The sequence below is a fragment of the Streptomyces sp. NPDC002032 genome, from assembly GCF_042890765.1.
GTDB lineage: Bacteria > Actinomycetota > Actinomycetes > Streptomycetales > Streptomycetaceae > Streptomyces.
Window position 1 is genome coordinate 691,849 of sequence record NZ_JBIASM010000001.1, and the last position, 19,314, is coordinate 711,162.

21 protein-coding genes are annotated in these 19,314 nt (G+C 73.9%); 6 read left to right on the top strand and 15 right to left on the bottom strand.

The window, feature by feature from the left end; genetic code table 11:
• The first annotated feature begins 76 nt into the window (after positions 1 to 76).
• Positions 77 to 526, top strand: a complete 450-nt coding sequence (locus ACFYYT_RS02725) for a MarR family transcriptional regulator (protein WP_351829278.1) — start codon at positions 77 to 79, stop codon at positions 524 to 526.
• A gap of 60 nt (positions 527 to 586) precedes the next feature.
• Here ACFYYT_RS02725 and ACFYYT_RS02730 read toward each other — a convergent pair whose 3' ends face one another.
• Positions 587 to 1,060, bottom strand: a complete 474-nt coding sequence (locus ACFYYT_RS02730) for a MarR family transcriptional regulator (protein WP_351829276.1) — start codon at positions 1,058 to 1,060, stop codon at positions 587 to 589.
• A gap of 119 nt (positions 1,061 to 1,179) precedes the next feature.
• Here ACFYYT_RS02730 and ACFYYT_RS02735 point away from each other — a divergent pair, with 119 nt between their 5' ends.
• Complete coding sequence (locus tag ACFYYT_RS02735; RefSeq protein ID WP_351829273.1) at positions 1,180 to 1,590, top strand: organic hydroperoxide resistance protein; 411 nt, start codon at positions 1,180 to 1,182, stop codon at positions 1,588 to 1,590.
• Here ACFYYT_RS02735 and ACFYYT_RS02740 read toward each other — a convergent pair.
• Positions 1,580 to 1,981 carry a hypothetical protein gene (locus tag ACFYYT_RS02740; protein ID WP_351829271.1) on the bottom strand — a complete coding sequence of 134 codons (402 nt, stop codon included), beginning with the start codon at positions 1,979 to 1,981 and terminating at the stop codon, positions 1,580 to 1,582. The two genes, ACFYYT_RS02735 and ACFYYT_RS02740, sit on opposite strands and share 11 nt — an antisense overlap.
• 176 nt (positions 1,982 to 2,157) lie before the next feature.
• On the opposite strand from ACFYYT_RS02740, the gene ACFYYT_RS02745 reads away from it, so the two are divergent.
• From ACFYYT_RS02745 to ACFYYT_RS02755, 3 genes are read left to right on the top strand one after another with little or no spacing between them, the layout of a single operon-like run.
• Entirely contained in the window at positions 2,158 to 3,423 is a 1,266-nt protein-coding gene (locus tag ACFYYT_RS02745; RefSeq protein ID WP_351829270.1) for a sensor histidine kinase, read from the top strand.
• On the top strand, positions 3,411 to 4,064 hold the full coding sequence (locus tag ACFYYT_RS02750) for a response regulator transcription factor (RefSeq protein WP_351829268.1): 654 nt from the start codon (positions 3,411 to 3,413) through the stop codon (positions 4,062 to 4,064). The genes ACFYYT_RS02745 and ACFYYT_RS02750 overlap by 13 nt, the downstream gene beginning before the upstream one ends.
• Entirely contained in the window at positions 4,061 to 4,897 is an 837-nt protein-coding gene (locus ACFYYT_RS02755) for a hypothetical protein (protein WP_351829265.1), read from the top strand. The genes ACFYYT_RS02750 and ACFYYT_RS02755 overlap by 4 nt, the downstream gene beginning before the upstream one ends.
• Positions 4,898 to 4,945: 48 nt before the next feature.
• On the opposite strand, the gene ACFYYT_RS02760 is transcribed toward ACFYYT_RS02755, so the two are convergent.
• From ACFYYT_RS02760 to ACFYYT_RS02810, 11 genes are all read right to left on the bottom strand, one after another.
• Positions 4,946 to 5,653 (bottom strand): DUF6882 domain-containing protein, encoded by a 708-nt coding sequence (locus ACFYYT_RS02760; protein WP_351829262.1) that lies wholly within the window; start codon positions 5,651 to 5,653, stop codon positions 4,946 to 4,948.
• A 20-nt stretch (positions 5,654 to 5,673) separates the two neighbouring features.
• Entirely contained in the window at positions 5,674 to 6,186 is a 513-nt protein-coding gene (locus ACFYYT_RS02765) for a DUF664 domain-containing protein (RefSeq protein WP_351829259.1), read from the bottom strand.
• A gap of 91 nt (positions 6,187 to 6,277) precedes the next feature.
• Positions 6,278 to 6,919, bottom strand: coding sequence for a hypothetical protein (locus tag ACFYYT_RS02770; protein WP_351829256.1), 642 nt, complete (start codon positions 6,917 to 6,919; stop codon positions 6,278 to 6,280).
• A 162-nt stretch (positions 6,920 to 7,081) separates the two neighbouring features.
• On the bottom strand, positions 7,082 to 9,157 hold the full coding sequence (locus ACFYYT_RS02775; RefSeq protein ID WP_385364343.1) for an RICIN domain-containing protein: 2,076 nt from the start codon (positions 9,155 to 9,157) through the stop codon (positions 7,082 to 7,084).
• A gap of 358 nt (positions 9,158 to 9,515) precedes the next feature.
• Positions 9,516 to 9,848 carry a TcmI family type II polyketide cyclase gene (locus ACFYYT_RS02780; RefSeq protein ID WP_351831202.1) on the bottom strand — a complete coding sequence of 111 codons (333 nt, stop codon included), beginning with the start codon at positions 9,846 to 9,848 and terminating at the stop codon, positions 9,516 to 9,518.
• A gap of 76 nt (positions 9,849 to 9,924) precedes the next feature.
• Entirely contained in the window at positions 9,925 to 10,407 is a 483-nt protein-coding gene (locus ACFYYT_RS02785; RefSeq protein WP_351831200.1) for an SRPBCC family protein, read from the bottom strand.
• Between the two features lies 1 nt (position 10,408).
• Complete coding sequence (locus tag ACFYYT_RS02790; protein ID WP_351831198.1) at positions 10,409 to 10,663, bottom strand: phosphopantetheine-binding protein; 255 nt, start codon at positions 10,661 to 10,663, stop codon at positions 10,409 to 10,411.
• Positions 10,664 to 10,739: 76 nt separating this feature from the next.
• On the bottom strand, positions 10,740 to 11,993 hold the full coding sequence (locus ACFYYT_RS02795; RefSeq protein ID WP_351831196.1) for a beta-ketoacyl synthase N-terminal-like domain-containing protein: 1,254 nt from the start codon (positions 11,991 to 11,993) through the stop codon (positions 10,740 to 10,742).
• Positions 11,990 to 13,261: a beta-ketoacyl-[acyl-carrier-protein] synthase family protein gene (locus ACFYYT_RS02800; protein ID WP_351831194.1), complete on the bottom strand. Its 1,272-nt coding sequence runs from the start codon at positions 13,259 to 13,261 to the stop codon at positions 11,990 to 11,992. Before ACFYYT_RS02800 ends, ACFYYT_RS02795 begins: the two co-directional genes overlap by 4 nt.
• The gene (locus ACFYYT_RS02805; protein ID WP_351831192.1) at positions 13,258 to 13,704 is read right to left on the bottom strand and encodes a cupin domain-containing protein; all 447 of its coding nucleotides are present in this window, start codon (positions 13,702 to 13,704) and stop codon (positions 13,258 to 13,260) included. The genes ACFYYT_RS02800 and ACFYYT_RS02805 overlap by 4 nt, the downstream gene beginning before the upstream one ends.
• 105 nt (positions 13,705 to 13,809) lie before the next feature.
• A complete protein-coding gene (locus tag ACFYYT_RS02810) occupies positions 13,810 to 14,907 on the bottom strand; it encodes a SchA/CurD-like domain-containing protein (protein WP_351831189.1) in 1,098 nt (365 codons plus the stop codon).
• A 320-nt stretch (positions 14,908 to 15,227) separates the two neighbouring features.
• On the opposite strand from ACFYYT_RS02810, the gene ACFYYT_RS02815 reads away from it, so the two are divergent.
• Positions 15,228 to 16,862: an FAD-dependent monooxygenase gene (locus ACFYYT_RS02815; protein ID WP_351831187.1), complete on the top strand. Its 1,635-nt coding sequence runs from the start codon at positions 15,228 to 15,230 to the stop codon at positions 16,860 to 16,862.
• A gap of 5 nt (positions 16,863 to 16,867) precedes the next feature.
• Here the strand turns inward: ACFYYT_RS02815 and ACFYYT_RS02820 are convergent, their stop codons facing one another.
• Both ACFYYT_RS02820 and ACFYYT_RS02825 read right to left on the bottom strand, forming a co-directional pair.
• Positions 16,868 to 17,080: an acyl-CoA carboxylase subunit epsilon gene (locus ACFYYT_RS02820; protein WP_388606899.1), complete on the bottom strand. Its 213-nt coding sequence runs from the start codon at positions 17,078 to 17,080 to the stop codon at positions 16,868 to 16,870.
• Between the two features lie 158 nt (positions 17,081 to 17,238).
• A complete protein-coding gene (locus ACFYYT_RS02825) occupies positions 17,239 to 19,083 on the bottom strand; it encodes a galactose oxidase-like domain-containing protein (RefSeq protein WP_351817042.1) in 1,845 nt (614 codons plus the stop codon).
• Positions 19,084 to 19,314 lie beyond the last annotated feature (231 nt).

Here is a 19,314-nt window from a genome sequence, read left to right on the forward strand (position 1 = left end):
AAGGTAGCCATCAATAGTTAAGGTGGTCAAGTAAAAGGTTGATAATGTCAAGCATCCTGGAGTACGCTCCGAAGGTATGAGTGCCACTGCCCCACAGGGCCCCGCCGGCCCCACCAAGCTCGAACTGCTCGAACTGCTCGCCGCGATCGGCACCGCGCAGTGGCGGGACTTCGCCGCCGCGGCCGCCCGGCACGGGCTCACCTCGACCCAGGCCAAGGTCCTCGCCCAGCTCGACGGCCCCGTGCCGATGCGCGGCCTCGCCACCCTCCTGGCCTGCGACGCCTCGAACGTCACCGGGATCGTGGACCGTCTGGAGGCGCGCGGACTGGTCCGCCGCGAGGCCGCGCCGGCCGACCGGCGGGTCAAGAACGTCGTGGCGACCGACGAGGGCCGCGAGATCATCCGCCGGGTCCGTGAGGAGATGCAGGCGACGCACGGCGCGCTGGACACCCTCGACCAGGCGGAGAGTGCCACCCTCCACGCCTTGCTGGAGCGCCTGCGCCCGACCATGGAGCGCAGCTCCTGAGCGAGCCCCCCGGAGCTCGGCCGCCCGAAGGCCGGCCCCCGAAGCTCAGCCCCCCGGACCTCAGTCCTGCGGGGCGGCGGCGTCCAGGGCGGCGGTGAGGCGGCCCAGGCGTACCTGGAGGTCGCGGATCTCGGCGAGGTCGAAGCCGGTGGCCGCGGCGATCCGGCGCGGCACCTCCACCGCGCGCTCGCGCAGGGCGGTGCCCTCCTCGGTCAGGACCGCGCGCACGGAGCGCTCGTCGAGCGTGCTGCGCTCGCGCCGGATCAGGCCCGCCGCCTCCAGCCGCTTGAGCAGGGGGGAGAGCGTGCCCGAGTCCAGGCGCAGGCGCAGGCCCAGCTCCTTGACCGGCGTCGTGCCCCGCTCCCAGAGCACCAGCATCACCAGGTACTGCGGGTAGGTCAGCCCGAGGTCCTTCAGGACGACGCGGTAGAGGCCCCCGAACGCGCGGGTCGCGGCGTTGAGCGCGAAGCAGATCTGCCCGTCGAGGCGGAGGAAGTCCTGGTCGCGGAGGGTGTCCACGGGCTGCTCGGTCATGGGGCCAGTGTACCGGAGCACACCCGTAAGCGATTGAGTTGTGCACAACTGAATTGTGTGGTCTATTAGTGAGCGAGGAACGGCCACCGGCCGCTCCGCCCCTCTGAAAGGACCTCCCGATGGACGCGCTGTACACCGCCGTCGCCACCGCCAACGGCCGTGAGGGCCGCGCCGTCAGCTCCGACGGCCAGATCGACCTCGCGCTCGCCATGCCTCCGGCGCTGGGCGGCAACGGCCAGGGCACCAACCCCGAGCAGCTCTTCTCCGCCGGTTACGCCGCCTGCTTCGCCAGCGCCCTCGGCCTGGTCGGCCGCCAGTCGAAGATCGACACCGGCGACATCTCGGTCACCGCCGAGACCTCCATCGGCCAGGACGCCGGCGGCTTCGGCCTCGCCGTGACCCTGCGCATCGAGCTCCCCGAGTCCCTGGCCGGCGAGACCGGCGCCCTGCTCGTCAAGCAGGCCCACGAGGTGTGCCCGTACTCCAAGGCCACCCGCGGCAACATCCCGGTCGAGCTCGTCATCGAGTAACCGCGCGCCGGGCGGCCACCGCCGCGCACAGCCCCGCCATCGGCAGCTCCGCCGCGAGCGCCAGCACGAGCGCCATGCCCTGACCGCTCGTGCCCGCCGAGGTGGTGACGTCGAACCAGGCGTCCATCAGGAGCAGTGCGGCGGTGGCCGCCGCCACCGGCGAGACCCGGGGGTCCCCCTTGCGCAGCAGCGCCCCCGTCCCGGCGAGCCCGACGGCCAGCATCGCGTCCAGCCCGATCCACGCGGCCGACCAGTGGGACACCCCCGCCGTCGCCGGCATCGTCATCGCGAGCACCGCCATCCACGGCACCAGCGCGATCCCGGCGCCGGTGAGCAGCGTCGAGAGGCGGCCGGTGCGCCGGACCTGGATCCGCGGGGCGACGAGGCTCATGGTGACGGGGCTCCCTCCGGCCCGCCGGACCGTCCGCCGGGCACACCCCCACTCTGGTTCCCCGCGCGGCGAAGATCAGTAGCTCCACCGTCCGAACCGGGGGTGGTGCCTGCGCCACCCCCCACCGGGCACCAGGGTGATGGCACCGCCCTGACCAGTGCGATTACCGTACGGGCATGGCAACTCGCGGCGCGTTGAGGCGTACGTACACCTGGATCGCCGCGCACACCCCCTGGTCGGCGTGGGCCCGGCGCAACACGGCCTTCGCCGCCGCCGCCATCCCGCCGGCCCTGCCCCTCCTCCTCGGCTGCCTGCTCGTCGCCACGCGGCCCGGCCACAGCCCCGGCCCGCTGCTGCCCGCCGTCGTGCTGAGCCCCCTGCTGACGGCGCTCCAGCGCAGCCGCTTCTGGTCGCTGCTCGACCTGGACGTCCCGGCCGTCCGCCACGCGCACCCCTGGTGGACCCCGTCCGGGACCGCCGAGCGGCTGCGCTCCGAGTCCACCTGGCGCCAACTCGGCTACCACCTCGCGGTCAGCCCCTTCATGGCCACCGCCGCCGTCCTCCTCGTCCTCGCCTGGGTGGGCGGCGCCGCCGCGGCCGGCGTGTACGGATGGTCCTGGCTCTTGCGCCCGGACCAACTGCTGCACCTGCCCGGCCTGGCCGCCGAGTACGACGTGATCACCGTGCTCGGCGCCCTGCTGCTGTGCGCCGCACCCTGGGCCGCGGCGGCCCTGACCCGGCTCGACACCCTCGCCGCGACCGCCCTCCTCGGCCCCAGCCGAGCCCGTGAACTGGAGCGGCGCGTCGAGGACCTCGCCGAGAGCCGCGCCGGCGTCCTGGACGCCGCCGACCTCGAACGCCGCCGCATCGAACGCGACCTGCACGACGGCGCCCAGCAGCGGCTGGTCTCCCTCGCCATGAACCTCGGCATCGCCCGCGCCACCCTCCCCGGCCTGCCTCCCGAAGCCCGGGCCGTCATCGACGAGGCCCACCGCGAGGCCAAGGAAGCCATCGAGGAACTCAACGACCTGGTACGGGGCCTGCATCCGGCCGTCCTGGAGGACCGCGGCCTGGACGCCGCGCTCTCCGGGATCGCCGCCCGCGCCCCGCTGCCCGTCGACCTCGCCGTGGACCTCACCGACCGCCCGGGCCCCACCATCGAGGCCGTCGCCTACTTCGTCGTCTCCGAAGCCCTCGCCAACGTCGCCAAACACGCCCGCGCACACCGCTGTTCGGTGCGCGTCACCCGCGTCCCGGCCGGCCGCGCGGACCTGCTGCGCGTCGTCGTCACCGACGACGGCGTCGGCGGTGCGGACCCGGCGGGCGGCACCGGACTGGTCGGCCTGCGCAAACGCGTAGGGTCGGTCGACGGAACGATATTGATCAACAGCCCCGTCGGGGGCCCGACCGTCGTCACTGTGGAGCTGCCGTGCGGGCTGTGATCGCCGAGGACTCCGTCCTCCTGCGCATAGGTCTTGTCAAAGTCCTCGAAATGGCCGGATTCGAGGTGTGCGCCGAGACCGGCGACGCCGAGGGGCTGCTCGCCGCCGTCGAGGAACACCGCCCCCAACTCGCCCTCGTGGACGTCCGGATGCCCCCGGGCTTCACCGACGAGGGCGTCCGGGCCGCCCTCGTGATCCGCGGCCAGTACCCCGGCACCGCCGTGCTGCTGCTGTCCCAGTACGTCGAAGAGCGCTACGCCGCCGACCTGCTGGCCGCCCGGAGCGGCTCCGGCATCGGCTACCTGCTCAAGCAGCGCGTCGCCGACGTCGAGGAGTTCATCGACGCCCTGCGCCGCGTCGCCGCGGGCGGCACCGCCCTCGATCCCCAGGTCGTCGCCCAGCTCCTGCTGCGGCGCGGCGGCCCGGACCCGCTGGAGCGGCTGACCCCGCGCGAGCGCGAAGTCCTCGCGCTGATGGCGGAGGGCCGCTCCAACGCGGCCATCGCCGGCGCACTCGTCGTCAGCGAGAGCGCGGTGGCCAAACACATCAACAACATCTTCGCCAAGCTCGACCTGCCCCCGGCCGCCGAGGCCCACCGCCGCGTCCTCGCCGTCCTGCGCTTCCTGGACGGCACCCCGTGACGCCGGCGGCGGACCGTCCGGCGCCGGACCCGGCGGCCCGCCGCAAGCACCGCGGGGCCTGGCACGGTGCCGCCGCCCTCGGCTGCGTCCTGGTGCTGCTGCCGGCCGGCTGGCAGGTCTGGACGCACGGCAGCGGGCAGAGCGGCGTCCTGCGCGGCGGCAGCGACGGCCGGACGGCGGCCGCCGTGGAGATCGTGGCGGGCGCCGCCGACATCCGCGTCACCGCGCGCGGAGACGGCGAGGTCGGCTACCGCGCCGATGTCCGCTGGGCGTTCGGGCGGCCCGAGATCGAACGGAGCTGGCTCGGCGACACCCTCCGGCTGACCCCGCACTGCCCCGGCGACACCCTCGACCGGGCCGACGGGCCCGGCTGCTCGGTACGCCTCGCGGTGAGCGTGCCCACCGGGACCCCGCTCAAGGTGTCCGGCACCTCGGGACACATCACGGTCAGCGGCCTGGAAGGGCCCGTCGACGCGGACACCGACTCCGGCACCCTGGTCCTGGAGGGCCTGCGCGGACCCCTGCGGGCGACGGCCGACACGGGCCTCCTGCACGCCTTCGGCCTCGCCTCCCGACAGGCCGACGTCCGCACCGGATCCGGCCGGGCGGACATCCGCTTCCTGACTCCCCCGGACCGGGTCACCGCCCGCGCCGGAACCGGCCGACTGGACCTCACCGTCCCCCCGGCCACCCGCTACCGCGTCACCAGCCGCGCGGGCACCGGCCGGTGCGAGGTACAGGACGGCCTCCGCGACCCCGAGGCCCCCCATACGCTCGACATCTCCGCGGACACGGGCTGGGCCGGCGCGGCCGACCACGCCCCGGCCGACTGAGGCGGAACGCCGGACGCCGGACGCGGCCGGGCGTGCTCCGGGCACGGATCAGGCGTGCCCGCCCAGCGTCATCCGGATGTTCGCGATGCGGCCCAGCTCGTCGAACTCGACCACGGCCGTCACGTCGCCGGGCAGCGCGGCGCTGATCCGGCCGGGCTCCTGCCGCTGCGGCAGGCCGAAGCGCTCGAAGTAGCCGGCCACCAGGGCGTACGGCGAATGGCCGATCAGGCCCGTCGCCGAGGTCAGCGAGTTCGGGAGGGACACCGGGTCGAAGGCGGCGTACGGCACCCGGGGGTCGTCGGGCAGCAGGTACAGCCGCGTGTCCGGACCGGCCTGCACGCCGATGTAGCCCGGCGCCCCGAGCACCCCCATCGCGGCGAAGGCCAGCGTCTCCGCGGCCCGGCCCGGGTCGGCGAACCCCGACAGGTCGAGCACCTCGTGCGCGAACTCGGGTATGCCGTAAGCCCGCCCGTACTCCCCGGCGCGCGCGGCCAGCGCCACCACCGGGGTGCCGCTGAGGCCCGGGTTGGCCCAGCCCCACATCCAGGACCCCGCGGCGGCGTCGTACGTACCCAGTACGGACACGCGCAGCTCCAGGCCGCCCTGCCGGTAGAGGCAGGCGTCGAGGTCGGCGCTCCAGTCGCCCTCGGGGAGGAAGGCCATCAGGGTCCGCAGCTGCGCCGCGCCCCACGCGGCGTGCCGTTCGGCCTCGAACAGGAAGGGGTCGCCGAACCGGGAGTTCACAGGTGTCGTCACAGGTCACCACCCTAAGCCCGCTACTCCAGGCGTTCGATGACGCCCCGGACATAGGCGGCCTGGCCCGCGTGCTGGAGGTCGTCGGCGATGACGCTGACCAGACGGGTGCCCAGGGTGACCGGCGGGTCCCAGCGTTCGTCGACGACGCGGTCGAGGGCGGTCTCCGCGAGCCCGCGCACGCAGCCCAGGGTCTGTTCGTGCACCGCGTCGAAATAGCCCAGCAGGAGCTCGTACGAGTCCACGCGCACGGCCCCGGCCTGCCGCGCGGTCTGTCCGTACCCGGTGGCCCCGGCGGGCAGCCCCAGCGCGAAGCGCTCCTCCCAGCCCCCGGCCGTCCACACCTGGTCGAGCCCGGCGGCTTCGGCCACGTGGTCGTCCTGCACCCGGGTCAGGTGCCAGACGAGCCACGCGACCGAGTTCGCCGCCGGGTCGATCCGCGCGTTGAGCCGGTCGGCCGAGAGCCCCTCGACCGCCGCGTGGACCACCTCCCGGACGCGTCCGAAGCCGTCCGCGATCACCTCGGTGCCCTTCATGTGCCTCTCCCGCCAGGTCCGTCGAACCGTTCCGGCCGCTGCCGGGACCACCATGCAGGGCCCGGGCCCGGGACGCGGGGGCGACACTCCGTCAGCGGTGGCGCAGCCGCCTGCGGCGCAGCAGGACGCCCGCGGCCGCGCCGGCCAGGGCGATCCCGGCCACCCCGGCGGTCGTCCACCAGGCGGCGCCGCCCGTACCGGGGCCGGTGCCGCTGCCCGTCCCGGCGTCACTGCCGGTGGAGGCGGGCCGGGCCGGTACGGGGGCCGGGGCCACCGGGCCCGGGGGAGGCGAGGTCACCGGAGCGGGCGGGGCGGCCGTCGGGGCCGGGTCCACCACCGGGACGGCGATCTCCCGCTCGGCGTGGCCCAGCGAGGGGAAGCCCGCGTCGACGGTCACCGTCCAGCTGCCGGGCGGCAGCGTCTCGGCCGTCGTCCACGCGGCGGCCCCGCTGCCCGCGAGGTCGCGGACCAGCCGCCACGGGCCCGCCGTACGGGTGCCGTCGGCGCTGACCGCGTTCACGGTGGCGGCCACGGCCTCCTCGACGGGATCACCGTCGTTCTCCCAGGTGACGTCGGCGGTGACGCGGGCGTCGCGCTGACCGGTGATCACCACCTTCAGGGTGTCGCCGTGGGCGTGCGCGGTGCCGGCCAGTGCCACCGTCAGGGCCTGCGCGAGGAGCAGCAGGGCGAAGACGGGGGCGGCGAGGGACGGGCGCAGGGGTCGGGGGCGCATGGTCATGGTGCTCCAGGCGGGAGGAGGGAGGTAGGGGTGAGGCGTGGGGGAGGGGGGAGGGGACGAGGGGACGAGGCGCGGTACGGGGAGTCGCCCGCGTGGGGAGGCGCGGGGTGGGGCCGGAGGGCGGCCGTGGGGGTGACCGCCCTCCGGACCGGCGGGTCAGCCCGCCTTGCGGACCGTCCAGGCCTGCGCCGGACGGCCGTCCGCGCGCTGGAGGTCGAGCAGCCAGTTCCCGTAGTAGGGCCGGCCGCTGACGGTGAGGGCGAAGCCGCCGCCGGGGTCGGTGACCGTCACCGCGCCGTCGCGGGAGGCCAGCCGCCACTGCTGGGCGGCCGTGTCGCCGCAGGGCCGCTGGGCGACCCACATGCCGGCGGCCGGGGCGCCGCCGGGCTGGAGGCACTTGCCGGACACGGCGGAGCGGATCCGTACGAGGCCGCTCCCGGCGTCGTCGAAGTACCACTGCTGCTGCGCGTAGCCGTTGGTGCGGCCCGCCACGAGGACGGTCCCGTCGGCGGTGCGGCCGTCCCACAGCTCGGCGGACATGCCGCTGCTGCCGTTGCCGAGCACGTAGCGGGTGCCGGGGGCGGTGGTGGTGCCGCCGGGGGCCGTCGTACGGAAGGACGCGCTCTTGCCGGGGCCGCTGTCACGGCCGGAGGCGTCCCGGACCGAGACGGACGCCGTGTACGCGGTGCCGGGCTTGAGGTGGTAGACGCGCAGCGAGGTGGACTGCACCCAGGTCAGGTGCTTGCCGTCGAGCAGGACCTGGTACCAGGCGGCGCCCTCGGTGCGGGGCCAGCTCAGCACCACGGAGTCGGACTGGATCTGGCCGGCCGTCACGGCCGGTCCGCCGCCCGGCTTCTTGGTGGGCGAGGGGGAGGGAGTGGGCTTCGCCGTCGGGCCGGGGTTCGGGTTCGGGCCGGTGCCGCCGCCGTCGGTGCGCATCAGGAACTGGTTGTCGGCGATGTTCCAGTGGGTCGCGAGGTAGCTGCCCGGCTTCGGGCTGGTGTGGAAGTAGTCGTCGTGGTTGCAGTCCAGGATGTTCTCGGAGGCCTGGTTCGTGCACACGTTGCGCATCTGCGGGTAGTACGGGGTGTCCGAGTAGCACATGACGTCGTACTCGTCCGTGCAGTGCGCGCCGCGGCTGGTGTTGGGGGCGCTGTTGTTGACCGCGCCGAGGTTGTGGCCGAGTTCGTGCGCGGCGGTGTGGCCGCCCCAGCAGCCCGAGTCGGTGCGCCCGTAGGAGGGGCCGAAGTTGCTCAGGTTGTTCTGGCCGGGCCGCTCGTCGCCGTTGAAGGTGCCGATGCCGCAGTAGATCTGGGTGTCCGCGAAGATCATGTACTTGCGGTCGCGGCGGTCGAAGCCCTTGGCGGCGAGCGCGGCGTTGGTGGCGCTGAACTCCGCGAGCGCGGAGTCGGGGAGCTCGATGCCGATCACGGACGGGGTGCAGTCGGCGGCGGTGACGTAGCGGATGTGCCGGATCCCGCCGGTCTCCTTGGCGCTGGCCGCGTAGATGACGTCGGCGTCGGCCGCCCACTTGCGGAAGGAGGCCAGGTACTCGGCGTACCGGTCGCGGCCCGGGCCGTGCGCGTAGACGACCTGGACGCGGTTGCCGGAGGTGCCGTCGCCGTCGCACTGGACGGTCTGTCCGGCCGGGCCGGCCGCGATGCCCTGGCTGCCGGAGGCCGGCGGGGCCGGGGCCGCGGCGGCGCCGCCCGCGCCGCGGGCGTCGGCGGCGGGCGCGTCCTGAGGACGCCCGCCGCCTTCCGTGGCGGCCGGGTCGGCGGCGGCGGGGGCCGCGGGGTCGGCCGCGGGGGCCTTGGTGCGGACCACGGGCTGGACGTCCTTCTTGATGTCCACGCCCCCGGGGGGAGCGTCGGGCCCGTGGGTGCAGAGGCCGGCGTCGGTGCGGTAGACGCCGACGCAGCGGTCGCCCCGGGGGGCGGCCGCCAGTCCGTCGTAGACCATGCCGCGGGCGTTCTCGTTCGCCGGTGCGGAGGAGAGGGCGGCGGGTTCCGCGTCGCGGGCCGGTGCGGCGGCCGGTGCGGCGGGGGCGGCGTCCCCCGAGGCCTGTGCGGGGGTGGTCGCCTCGGCGTCCGGGCCGAGGCCGGAATAGGCGATCCCGCCCGCGATCACCGCCGCCGTGGCCATGGCGGCGGTGAGGAGTATCAGGCGCCGGGGTTTGCGCCGGTGATCACGCGGTCTGCGTCGTCGTCCGGCCGTGCGTTGTGCTGTCATGCGCACCTCAAGTCCTGGTCAGGAGAGTGGGTGCGCGGAAGCTTGCCAGACGTACGCCGCGGAGAATTCGGACAAACGGGAGCCGGGTCCGAGAAATCTATCCGTTACCTGGTGGCGCGATTTGATGAACTGTCAATTCGCAATGAAATCAAGGGAGTTACGCGCGTCGACCCGGAAAGGTCCAGGCCTTTCGGGAGATGTCGTTATCGAATCGAGATAGAGAGGGAGTGCTTATTGACGGCAATTCAGTCAGGTATTCATGTAAAAACTACCTGCCGAATTCCCCCCGTTACGAGCGGTGGCCGTGGGTGCCCAGGCCGGCCTGCCGGAGCGGCGGCGGCAAGGGCACCCGTACGCACTAGCGGACGGCGCCGCGCTCCCAGCGGTAGAAGCGCTGGGCCATGGCGTCCTTCGGCCCCCGCCAGGTCTGCGGGTCGTGCGGGCTGATGAACGCCGAGAGCCGGTCGCTGAGGTCGCGGAACTCCGGGTGGTCGGTGACCTGCGCGATGGCCGGACCGGGGTCCTTGTCGGACTCGATCAGATGCAGGTACACGTCCCCGAACTGGAAGAGACTGCGGCGGCTGACGCCGACCAGATGGGGCAGTTCACCGGCGTCCGAGGCGGCGAAGAGGCCGGCGATGTCGGGCGCCGAACCGGGTGCCATGCGGGCCACGATGAGGGCTTGGTGCATCGGGAGGATTGCCTTTCGGCTCGGAGGAGCGGAGGGAGTGCGGGGCCGGACGGGGCGGGACGGGACGGGCGTCGCCTCAGCGCCGGGCCGTCGCGGGCTGACGCTTGCCGTGGTGACCCCGCTCGATCTTGTCCCGGATGAGTTCCATCTGGATGCGGGAGTTCTGGTTGATGCGCTCGGTCATCCCCGCGTCGTCGATGGGCGCCTCCGGCTTCATCGCGAAGTCCTGCACCCAGCGCATCCGGGTGCCGCCGCCGGGCGCCTCGCCGTACTCCCAGTGGATGTCCATGTGGGCGAACGGGCCGGTCTCGACGCGGCGGGCCTTCACCGTGAGGCCGTCGCGGTCGAGGGTCCGCTCCGAGACCCAGCTCCACACCACCCCGTTCTCGTCGGGGTGCATGGCGAGGCGGAACCGGGTGGTGTTCCCGGCCTTCTCCAGGATCTCGATCGACGCGTACTCGCTGAACAGCTCCGGCCAGTTGGGGAGGTCGTTCGTGACGTCCCAGACGACGTCGACGGGCGCGTTGACGGTGATCTCGTTGTCGGTGTGTCCAGGCATGTCAGGCTCCGGTCATGAGGCTGTTGTTGACGAGGTCGATGAACTCGCGGGGGCTCTTGCAGCGGTCCGCGTCCGTGGGCAGCGCGCGGCCCCGCCGGTTCTCCAGCTCGCCGACGATGCCGAGCAGGCCCAGCGAGTCGAGGCCGTAGTCGTCGAACTGGGAGTCCGGACGGTTCGCGAGCTCGGTGGGGTCGACGGTGATGCCGGCGGTCTTCATGAGCTTCGCCAGCTCTTCGATGGTCAGTCGGTCGGACATGGTGCCTTCTCTCTGTTCCTTGTTCCGGGGGCCGCGCCGAACCCTGCGCGGCCCTGACCAACCGGGGTCCCGCTCCCTAGGCACGGGATGCGGGCCCTTTGCGCAGGACGAGCGCCGCGTTCGACCCCATCCGGCCCCGGCTCAGCACGAGCGCGGTCCGCAGGGGGGCGACCCGGGCGCTGCCGGTGACCACGTCGAGGTCGTGGCAGACGTCGAAGACGTTCGGGGTCGGCGGCACCACCCCGTGTTCCAGGGCCAGGACGGCCGCCGCCGCGTCGAGGGTGCCGGCCGCGCAGTACGCCCGCCCGGTCCCCGTCTTGGGAGCGGTGACCGCCACCCGGGAGCCGTGGCCGCCGAGCGCGTCGTGGATCGCCCGCGCCTCCGCCGCGTCGGCCTCGGGGGTGCCCAGGGCGTCCGCGAAGACCACGTCCACCTCCTCGGGCGCGCAGCCCGCCTCCCGCAGCGCGCCGCGGATGGCATGGGCCAGGCCCTCGCCGGAGGGGTCCGGCCGGTTCGTCCCGGTGAAGGTGGCGGCGTGCCCGGCCAGCAGGGCCCGGACCGTCGCACCCCGCCGCCGGGCGGCCTCCGCGTCCTCGACGACGAACATCGCGCCGCCCTCGGCCGGTACGAACCCGCACGCCTTGGCCGTGAAGGGCCGGTAGGCGCGCTGCGGGTCGTCCCAGGTGCTGAGGCCCTCGTAGCCGAGCTGGCAGACCACCGAGTACGGGGCGAGCGGGGCCTCCGTCGCACCGACCAGCATGGCCCGGCTGCCCTGGCGGATCGCCCGGGCGGCGTGCGCGAAGGCGTCCAGCCCGCCCGCCTCGTCGCTCGCCACGACCCCGCACGGGCCCTTGAACCCGCGCCGGATGGAGATCTGGCCGGTGCTGGCCGCGTAGAACCAGGCGATCGACTGGTACGGGCCGACGTAGCGGGGGCCCTGCCCCCACAGCCGCTGGAGCTCGCGCTGCCCGAACTCGCCGCCGCCCGAGCCGGCCGCCGTGACGACGCCCACCGCGTACGGGTCGTCCTCGTAGTCGGCCCGCCCGAGCCGGGCGTGTTCCAGCGCCAGGTCGGCGGCGGCCAGCGCGTAGTGGCTGAACCGGTCGGTCTGGACGAGGAACCGCTCCTCGACCAGCGCCGCGGGGTCGAAGTCCCGCACCTCGCCGGCCACCCGCACCGGAAGGTGCTCGCAGCCCTGGCGGGTCACCCGGTCCAGGACGCTGTCGCCGGACTGGGTCGCCTTCCAGAAGGCGTCCGCGCCGATCCCGTTGGGCGCGACGACCCCGATGCCCGTGACGGCCACCGTCTCGCCGGCAGTACGGCTGTTCACGCGCGTACCTCCTTGGGCTGGGTCAGGACGACGGCGGACTGGAAGCCGCCGAATCCGCTGCCGACGGACAGCACGCTGCGCAGGGTGTGGCTGCGGGCGGTGCGCGGCACGTAGTCCAGGTCGCATTCGGGGTCGGGGGTCTCGTAGTTCGCGGTCGGCGGCACCACGTGATGGGTCATCGCCAGGACGCAGGCCGCGAGCTCGATCGCCCCGATGGCACCGAGGGAGTGCCCCACCATGGATTTGATGGAGGTCATCGGCGTCTTGTACGCGTGATCCCCGAGCACCCGCTTGACGGCCGCCGTCTCGTGGCGGTCGTTCTGCTTGGTGCCGGAGCCGTGCGCGTTGACGTAGTCGATCTCGCCGGAGCCGATTTGGGCCTGGGCCAGCGCCGTCTCGATGGCGCGGGCCATCTCCAGGCCCTCGGTGGTCAGCCCCGTCATGTGGTGGGCGTTGCCGAAGGTGGCGTACCCGCCTATCTCGCAGTAGACCGTGGCCCCGCGGGCCCGGGCGTGCTCCAGCTCCTCCAGCACCAGGACGGCGCCGCCCTCGCCGAGGACGAAACCGTCCCGGTCGGCGTCGAAGGGCCGGGAGGCGTGGGCCGGGTCGTCGTTGTTGGCCGAGGTCGCCTTGATGGCGTCGAAGCAGGCCACGGTGATGGGGGAGACCGGGGAGTCCGACGCCCCCGCGATGCACACGTCCATCCGGCCCTCCTGGATGGCGTGCACGGCGTACCCGACGGCGTCCAGCCCGGAGGTGCAGCCCGTGGAGACGGTCTGTACCGGGCCGCGCGCCCCCGTCTGCTCCGCCACCGCCGAAGCGAGCGTGGCGGGCGTGAACGCGCGGTGCAGGAAGGGCGAGGACAGCCGGTGGTCCACGTCCCACCACTCGCCCCGCTGGCTCACCGCGACGTAGTCGTGCTCCAGCCGGGTGGTGCCGCCGACCGCCGTGCCCAGGGAGACGCCGGTGCGCCAGGCACCGTCGCCGTCCAGTTCCAGGCCGGCGTCGGCCACCGCCTCGCGGGCGGCGACCAGGGCGAACTGGATGTACCGGTCCGCCCGGGCGGCCTCGTCCTCGCCCAGGCCGTGCTCGGCCGGGTCGAAGTCCACCTCCGCGGCTATCCGGGAGCGGAACCCGGCCGGGTCGAAGAGGGTGATGCCCCTGGTCGCCGTACGGCCGTTGGACAGCAGGTCCCAGAAGGCGGGGGCGCCTATGCCCCCGGGGGCGACGACGCCCACCCCCGTCACGGCCACCCGCCGGCGGGTCACGAGACCACTCCCGTGCGCTCCGGCGGCCGCTCCGCCCACCCGGAGGCCTCGGGGTTCGGGGCCTCCTCGGTGTCGACGTGCCCGAGCTCGGGGCGCGGGGCGAGCGGACCCAGGTGGAAGACCATCCGGGCTTCGGTGTCACCGACGTTGCGGAAGCGGTGGCGCATGTTCAGCGGTACGAGCAGGCCCTGGTCGACGCGCAGCGGGTGCGGCTCGCCGTCGAGGTCGACCTCCAGGCTGCCGGCCACCACGTACACGAACTCCTCCGAGTACGGGTGGTAGTGCTCGGCGATCGACTCGCCCGGGGCCATCACCGCCAGGCCCATGAAGCCGCTGGTCGAGCCCACCGACGTCGGGGTGAGCACGGCGCGCAGGTCGCCTCCGCGCCTGCGGTTGGGCTGGGTCTCGCTGAGGTCGACGATGCGCGGGTGATGTCTGGTCATGCTGACTTCCTCCTGGCGGGTCGGGAGCCTGGCGGTGCGCGCATGGGCTGCCGGGTGGGGGTGAGGGGTGGTGCGGGGAGTGGTGCGGGGGCGGTGCGTTCCGGATCAGTCCCGCTCCGGCGCGTGCCGGTCGGTGATCGGGTTCATGGGGTGCGGGGCGTCGGCCGCACCGGAGGGCTCCCCGGCGAGCAGGCGCCGCAGCACCGCCGCCTTGCGGGGTCCCTCGATGCCGAAACCGCCCGCGAAGCGGCCGTCGGCCGGCCCGCGGACGTCCAGGAGCCGCACCACGACGTCGTCGCGCTGGAAGATGCTGCTGCTCAGCACGGGACTGGTCGGGAGCTTCGCGGCCGTCTCGTCCTGCCGGGCCAGGAAGCGGGCCACGAGCGGACCGCAACCCGGCTTGGCCGGGTAGAACAGGGCGTGCCGCGTCACCTCCGACGGCTGCGCGCCCTGCGCGGCCACGTGGTGGACGGCCGGCAGCGCCGCGCGCATGAAGAACATCCGGGCGGACTCCGGATCGGCCAGGTCCCGGTCCTGCTCCAGGTACGGGTTGATGGCGTGCTCCACGGCACGCACCTCGGGCTGCTCCGACACGTGCCGCAGGGCCGCCGTCAGGTCTCCTTCGACCTCGACCGCCCGCACCACCCGGTTGCCGTGCATGAACAGCGAGGTGCGGCACAGCCGGGTGTGGTCGTCGACGCGGGCCTGCGGCGAGTCGTACGAGGACAGGATCTGCGCGACCCGCTCCTCGCTGCCCGGCTTGACCGTGAACGTCAGCGCGTGCCGCACGATGCCCGCGCCGAGCCGGGGCGCCCCCTGGAGCCGGGCTCCCACCGGCCCCTGCGGGCTCTCGTAGCGCTTGCCGGTCTCCCGCAGCACGGTGAAGGTCAGCGGGCGCATCGAGCGGGCGCAGGCGCCCAGCGGCCGGACCTGCTCGGCGTGCGCCTCGCTGTTCACCCAGGCGAGGTACTGCGGCGCGCTCTCCCACTCGCTGGTGATCAGCCACTGCGAGGGGTTGGAGAAGGACTGGCAGAGCTGGTCGCCGAGGTGCCCGGGCACCGAGGCGATGTCGTGGCGCAGCTGTTCGTAGGCGTCGAAGAAGCGCTGCTGCGCGCCCTCGTGCAGATCCATCAGCAGGACGACCCGGAGCATGGAGCCGTCGAAGGCGGACTGCGACACCCGCTCTGACAGGGTGGTTGTCATTTCCTCACTCCTTCGTGAGTGCACTTCGTCGGTGCACGGAGACCGGCACGTACGCGCTCACATGCGTCAGTCGGCGGCGACTGCCCGGGGGTGCGGGGCCCGCAGGCCGGTGGGCCTGCGGGTCCGCGGGCCTCCGCGGTCGGGGACGGCGGAGGTGTGGCTCGAGGGGCCGCCGCTGTCGCTCATCGTCATCCGGCCGGGTACGGATCGCTACATCTCCGGATCAAGCGGGTGACAAGACGCGACTCGCCAGGGCGGGAACCCCGATCGGGGGCATAAAGCGTCCACTGCCCCCCACAGGAAACAGGAGCCCGCAGCTGATGGAAGAGCATGCCGATGTTCGTGTACCGGTCCTCGTCGTGGGCGGCTCCCTCGTGGGCCTGTCCACCTCGCTGTTCCTGAGCCGCCACGGCATCAGGCACCTGCTGGTCGAGAAGCACGCCGGTACGTCCGTCCACCCCCGAGGCCGGGGGATCAACGCCCGGACGATGGAACTGTTCCGCACGGCGGGGGTCGAACCCGCCATCCGCAAGGAGGCCTCCGCCCTGGAGGCCAACCAGGGCATCCTCCAGAGCGAGTCCTCGCTCGTCGGCGGGGAGCACAAGTGGCTCATCAAGGCCGTCGACCCGTCGGGCGCGCTGAAGAAGTTCAGCCCCACCGGCTGGTGCCTGTGCAGCCAGAACAACATCGAGCCGGTGCTGGCCGAACAGAGCCGCGCACAGGGCGCCGACGTCCGCTTCTCCACCGAACTGATGAGTTTCGACCAGGACGAGGAGGGCGTGAGCGCCGTCGTCAAGGACCGCGAGAGCGGTGAGCACCTCACCGTCCGCGCCGACTACCTGATCGCCGCCGACGGCCCGAGGAGCCCCGTCCGCGAGGCCCTGCGCATCCGCCAGACGGGCAACGGCGAGCTGTTCCACAACGTGAGCATCGTCTTCCGCTCCGAGCGGCTCGCCGGCGTCCTGGGCGACCTGCGCTTCATCGTCTGCTACCTGCTGAAGCCGGGCGCCGACGGAGCGCTGCTGCCGGTGGACAACGAGACCCAGTGGGTCTTCCACGCCCCCTGGCACCCCGAGACGGGCGAGACCCTGGAGGACTTCACCGACGAGCGCTGCGCGGCGCAGATCCGCGCGGCCATCGGGGTGCCCGACCTGGACGTGGAGATCGGCGGCAAGGCGCCCTGGCACGCCGCCGAACGGGTGGCGCAGAAGTACCGGGTCGGCCGGGTCTTCGTCGTCGGCGACGCGGCCCACGAGATGTGCCCGACCGGCGCCTTCGGCTCCAACACCGGAATCCAGGACGCGCACAACCTCGCCTGGAAGGTGGCGGCCGTCCTCAGCGGCGCGGCCGGGCCGGAACTGCTGGAGACCTACGAGCAGGAGCGCCTCCCGGTGGCCCGCGCCACCAGCGAGCGCGCCTCCGCCCGCTCGGCCGAGCACAGCCACCCGGGGTACGTGCCGCCGCCCACCATGGGCGGCGGTCCGGGCAGCGGGGTCCTCACCACCGCGATGGGCTACGCCTACGGGCAGGGCGCGGTCCTCGGCGGCGACCCGTCCCGGCCGGTCATCCCCGAGACGATGCGGCTCAGGGGCGACGTCGGTACCCGCGCCCCGCACATGTGGCTGACCCGGACGGGTGAGCGGATCTCCACGATCGACCTGTACGAGCGGGCGTTCGTGCTGCTCAGCGGCGAGGGCTCGCCCTGGAAGGCGGCCGCGGCCGCAGTGGCGCGGCAGACGGGCGCCCGCCTGGACGCGTACGCCATCGGCTCCGGCGCCGGCGCCGACCTGGTCCAGCCGGAGGGCGCCGACTGGGCGGAGCTGCACGAGCTGCCGGCCGACGGAGCGGTCCTCGTACGCCCGGACGGGTTCGTCGCCTGGCGCTCGGAGGGCGCCGCCGCCGACCCGGAGGCCGTCCTGCTCGACGCGATGAAGCGGCTGCTGCGCCGTCCCTGACGGCGTCAGCCGCAGGCCCAGCACCCCGCCCAGCAGCCGTGGCCGGCGGCCCGCGGCCGCGGGCGGTGGTGCGCGGTCCGCGCGGGCCGGGTGGCGGCGCCGGCCGCAACCCGGCCCGCGAGGCAGGCGACGACCACGGTGATCGCGGCCAGTTCCTCGGGTTCGGCGGTTCCCCGGTGGACCCGGAGCAGGCTCGATATCGCGGCTTCGTCTCGCATCGGCACGCCCTCTCATCAGGAGAGTTCACCTCGCCGGGCCGTCCGGGCCCGCGCTGCCGACGCTACGAGTCCGCCGCCGGCCTGTCGTGCCGGGAAGCGTCGTCCACAGCCATCCGTGCGACGGGCCCGGGCCGGGCGTCCCTCCCGGCCGGCGACTCCTAGTGGCCGAGCTTCACCCAGCGGGCCCGGCTGGGGACGCCGTCGGCGTCGAGGAGGAAGAGCATGTAGTAGCCCGGCGGGGCGTCGGCGGCGGTGGGCGGGGTGCGCAGGGCGATCGTGTCGCCGCGGGTGCCCGTGATCCGCAGTTCGAGGTGGCGCTGGCTGGTGTTCACGGCGTGGGTGACCGTCGTCGGCGCCAGCAGCACGGCCCGCCGCACGGCGGACGCCGTCGAGCTGCGCACCTCGAAGCCCGTGTCGTGGGCGAGTGCGGCGGCGGGGACCCGGTCGAGGGCGGGGCGCGGGCCCCGGTGCAGGTAGGCCGGCTCGTACAGCTCGATGCTGCCGTCCATCGCGTCGCGGATGTCGGGGTCGTTGGCGATCTGCTGGAGCTCGTCGCCGGTCACCATCACCCGGCCGTCCGGCATCACCAGGGCGTTGGAGTGGTAGCCGCGCGGCAGCCGCTGCGCCGGGCCCAGCCGCCAGTGGCCGGCCGCGTCCCGCAGTTCGGTCTGCCGGTACTTGAGGTCGGCCTTCGGGTTGAACGGGCCGTTGCCGTAGTCCCGGGTGCTCAGGGCGCCGTTGACGGTGAGCAGCGTGGCGTCCGGCAGGATCAGGGTGTCGTCCTGGGTGCGCCCGAAGGCGCGGGGTTCGCGGGTCCGCCAGCCGGCGCCGGAGAGTTCGTACGTGTTCGGGTCGTGCGGGTCGCCGCCGAGGACCAGCACGGAGTCCGGGCCGCGCAGTCCGGCGGGGAGCGGCACGGCGGACCCGTAGCCGCGGAAGTCGGCGGGCCGCCGGGGCAGGTCGGTACGTGTCTCCGCGGCCGGGTCGAACCGCCACTGCTGGTCGGCGTCGCGCCCCAGCCCGTAGATCATGCCGTCCCGCAGCGAGAAGAGGTGCGGGTAGTCGTTGCGGAAGGGGGCGTCCGCGCCGAACCGTTCGGAGGCGATGTCGAGCGGGACGTCGTACGTCCGCCGGGGCACGGGCAGCCGCTTGGCCGGGAACCGCTCCACCACCGGCGTGGGGGTGCCCGTACCGCGCTCGGACTGGCCCGACATGATGATCTGGCGGCCGTCGGCGCCGGTGACCACCGAGGGGTACCAGCGGCCCACCGACATGTCCCGGTTGCGGTACCAGGTCTCCGTCCAGGGGTCGAAGACGAAGGACAGCCGGGCTCCGCTGCCGCCCTTGCCGCCGGTGTTGCCGCCGAAGACGGCGACCATCCCGTTGGGCAGGAAGGCGTGCCCGGCGCAGAAGAACGGGGCCGGGCGCGGGACGTGCGTCCCGTCGGGCATCAGCACGGTCGGCGGCCGGACCTCCTTGAAGGCCCGGGCGCCCGTCCCGCGCGCCGGGTCCCACAGGTAGGCGCGTCCGGCGTTGGTCGGCCCGATCCGGTCGGTGGGGCCGGTCTCCTTGGTGGGGTCGGTCTCCACCCGCTCGAAGGAGAACAGCAGCACCTTGCCGGTCGGCAGCTGGGCGAGGTGGACGCCGAAGTCGGGGGAGGGGAAGTACTCCGCGAACCGGCCGTACTCGGCCGCGGTGAAGCCGGCGTTGGCCCGGGCCTGGGACTCCGTCAGCGCGATGAGCGACGCGGTACGGGTGGTCTGCGGATAGCTTCCGGCGCTGCGGGCGGCGGCGCGCCGTCCCGCGTGGGCCCGCGCGTGCTCCGCGCCGATCAGGGCGGCCTCGGCGTCGCCGGACCCGTGGGCCCCGTCGTGCCCGGGCCGGACCCGCTGCACACCGGCGGCACCGGCCGCGGCGGCGGGGGCGGCGGGGGCGGACACGAGCAGGCCCGCGGCGAGGAGGGTGCCTGCCGCGAGGGCGGCGGACCGACGGGTTCGGGACATGCGTCTCCTCGGGGGCGGCGGACGGAACGGGCCGTGCCAGGAGAGACTAGGAGAAACCGCCCCGAACGCCCCGTGCGGCGCGAGGATCGTTCCCCGTGCGGCGGAAGCGGGGCAGGGAATACGAAAAACGCCCCGGACGAATTGACGTCCAGGGCGTGCATTCACGTATATTCGATGGTTCACGCCTTCTTTGCGGGCAGGCGTGAACAAGGTTTACAGAGGCATCGTATC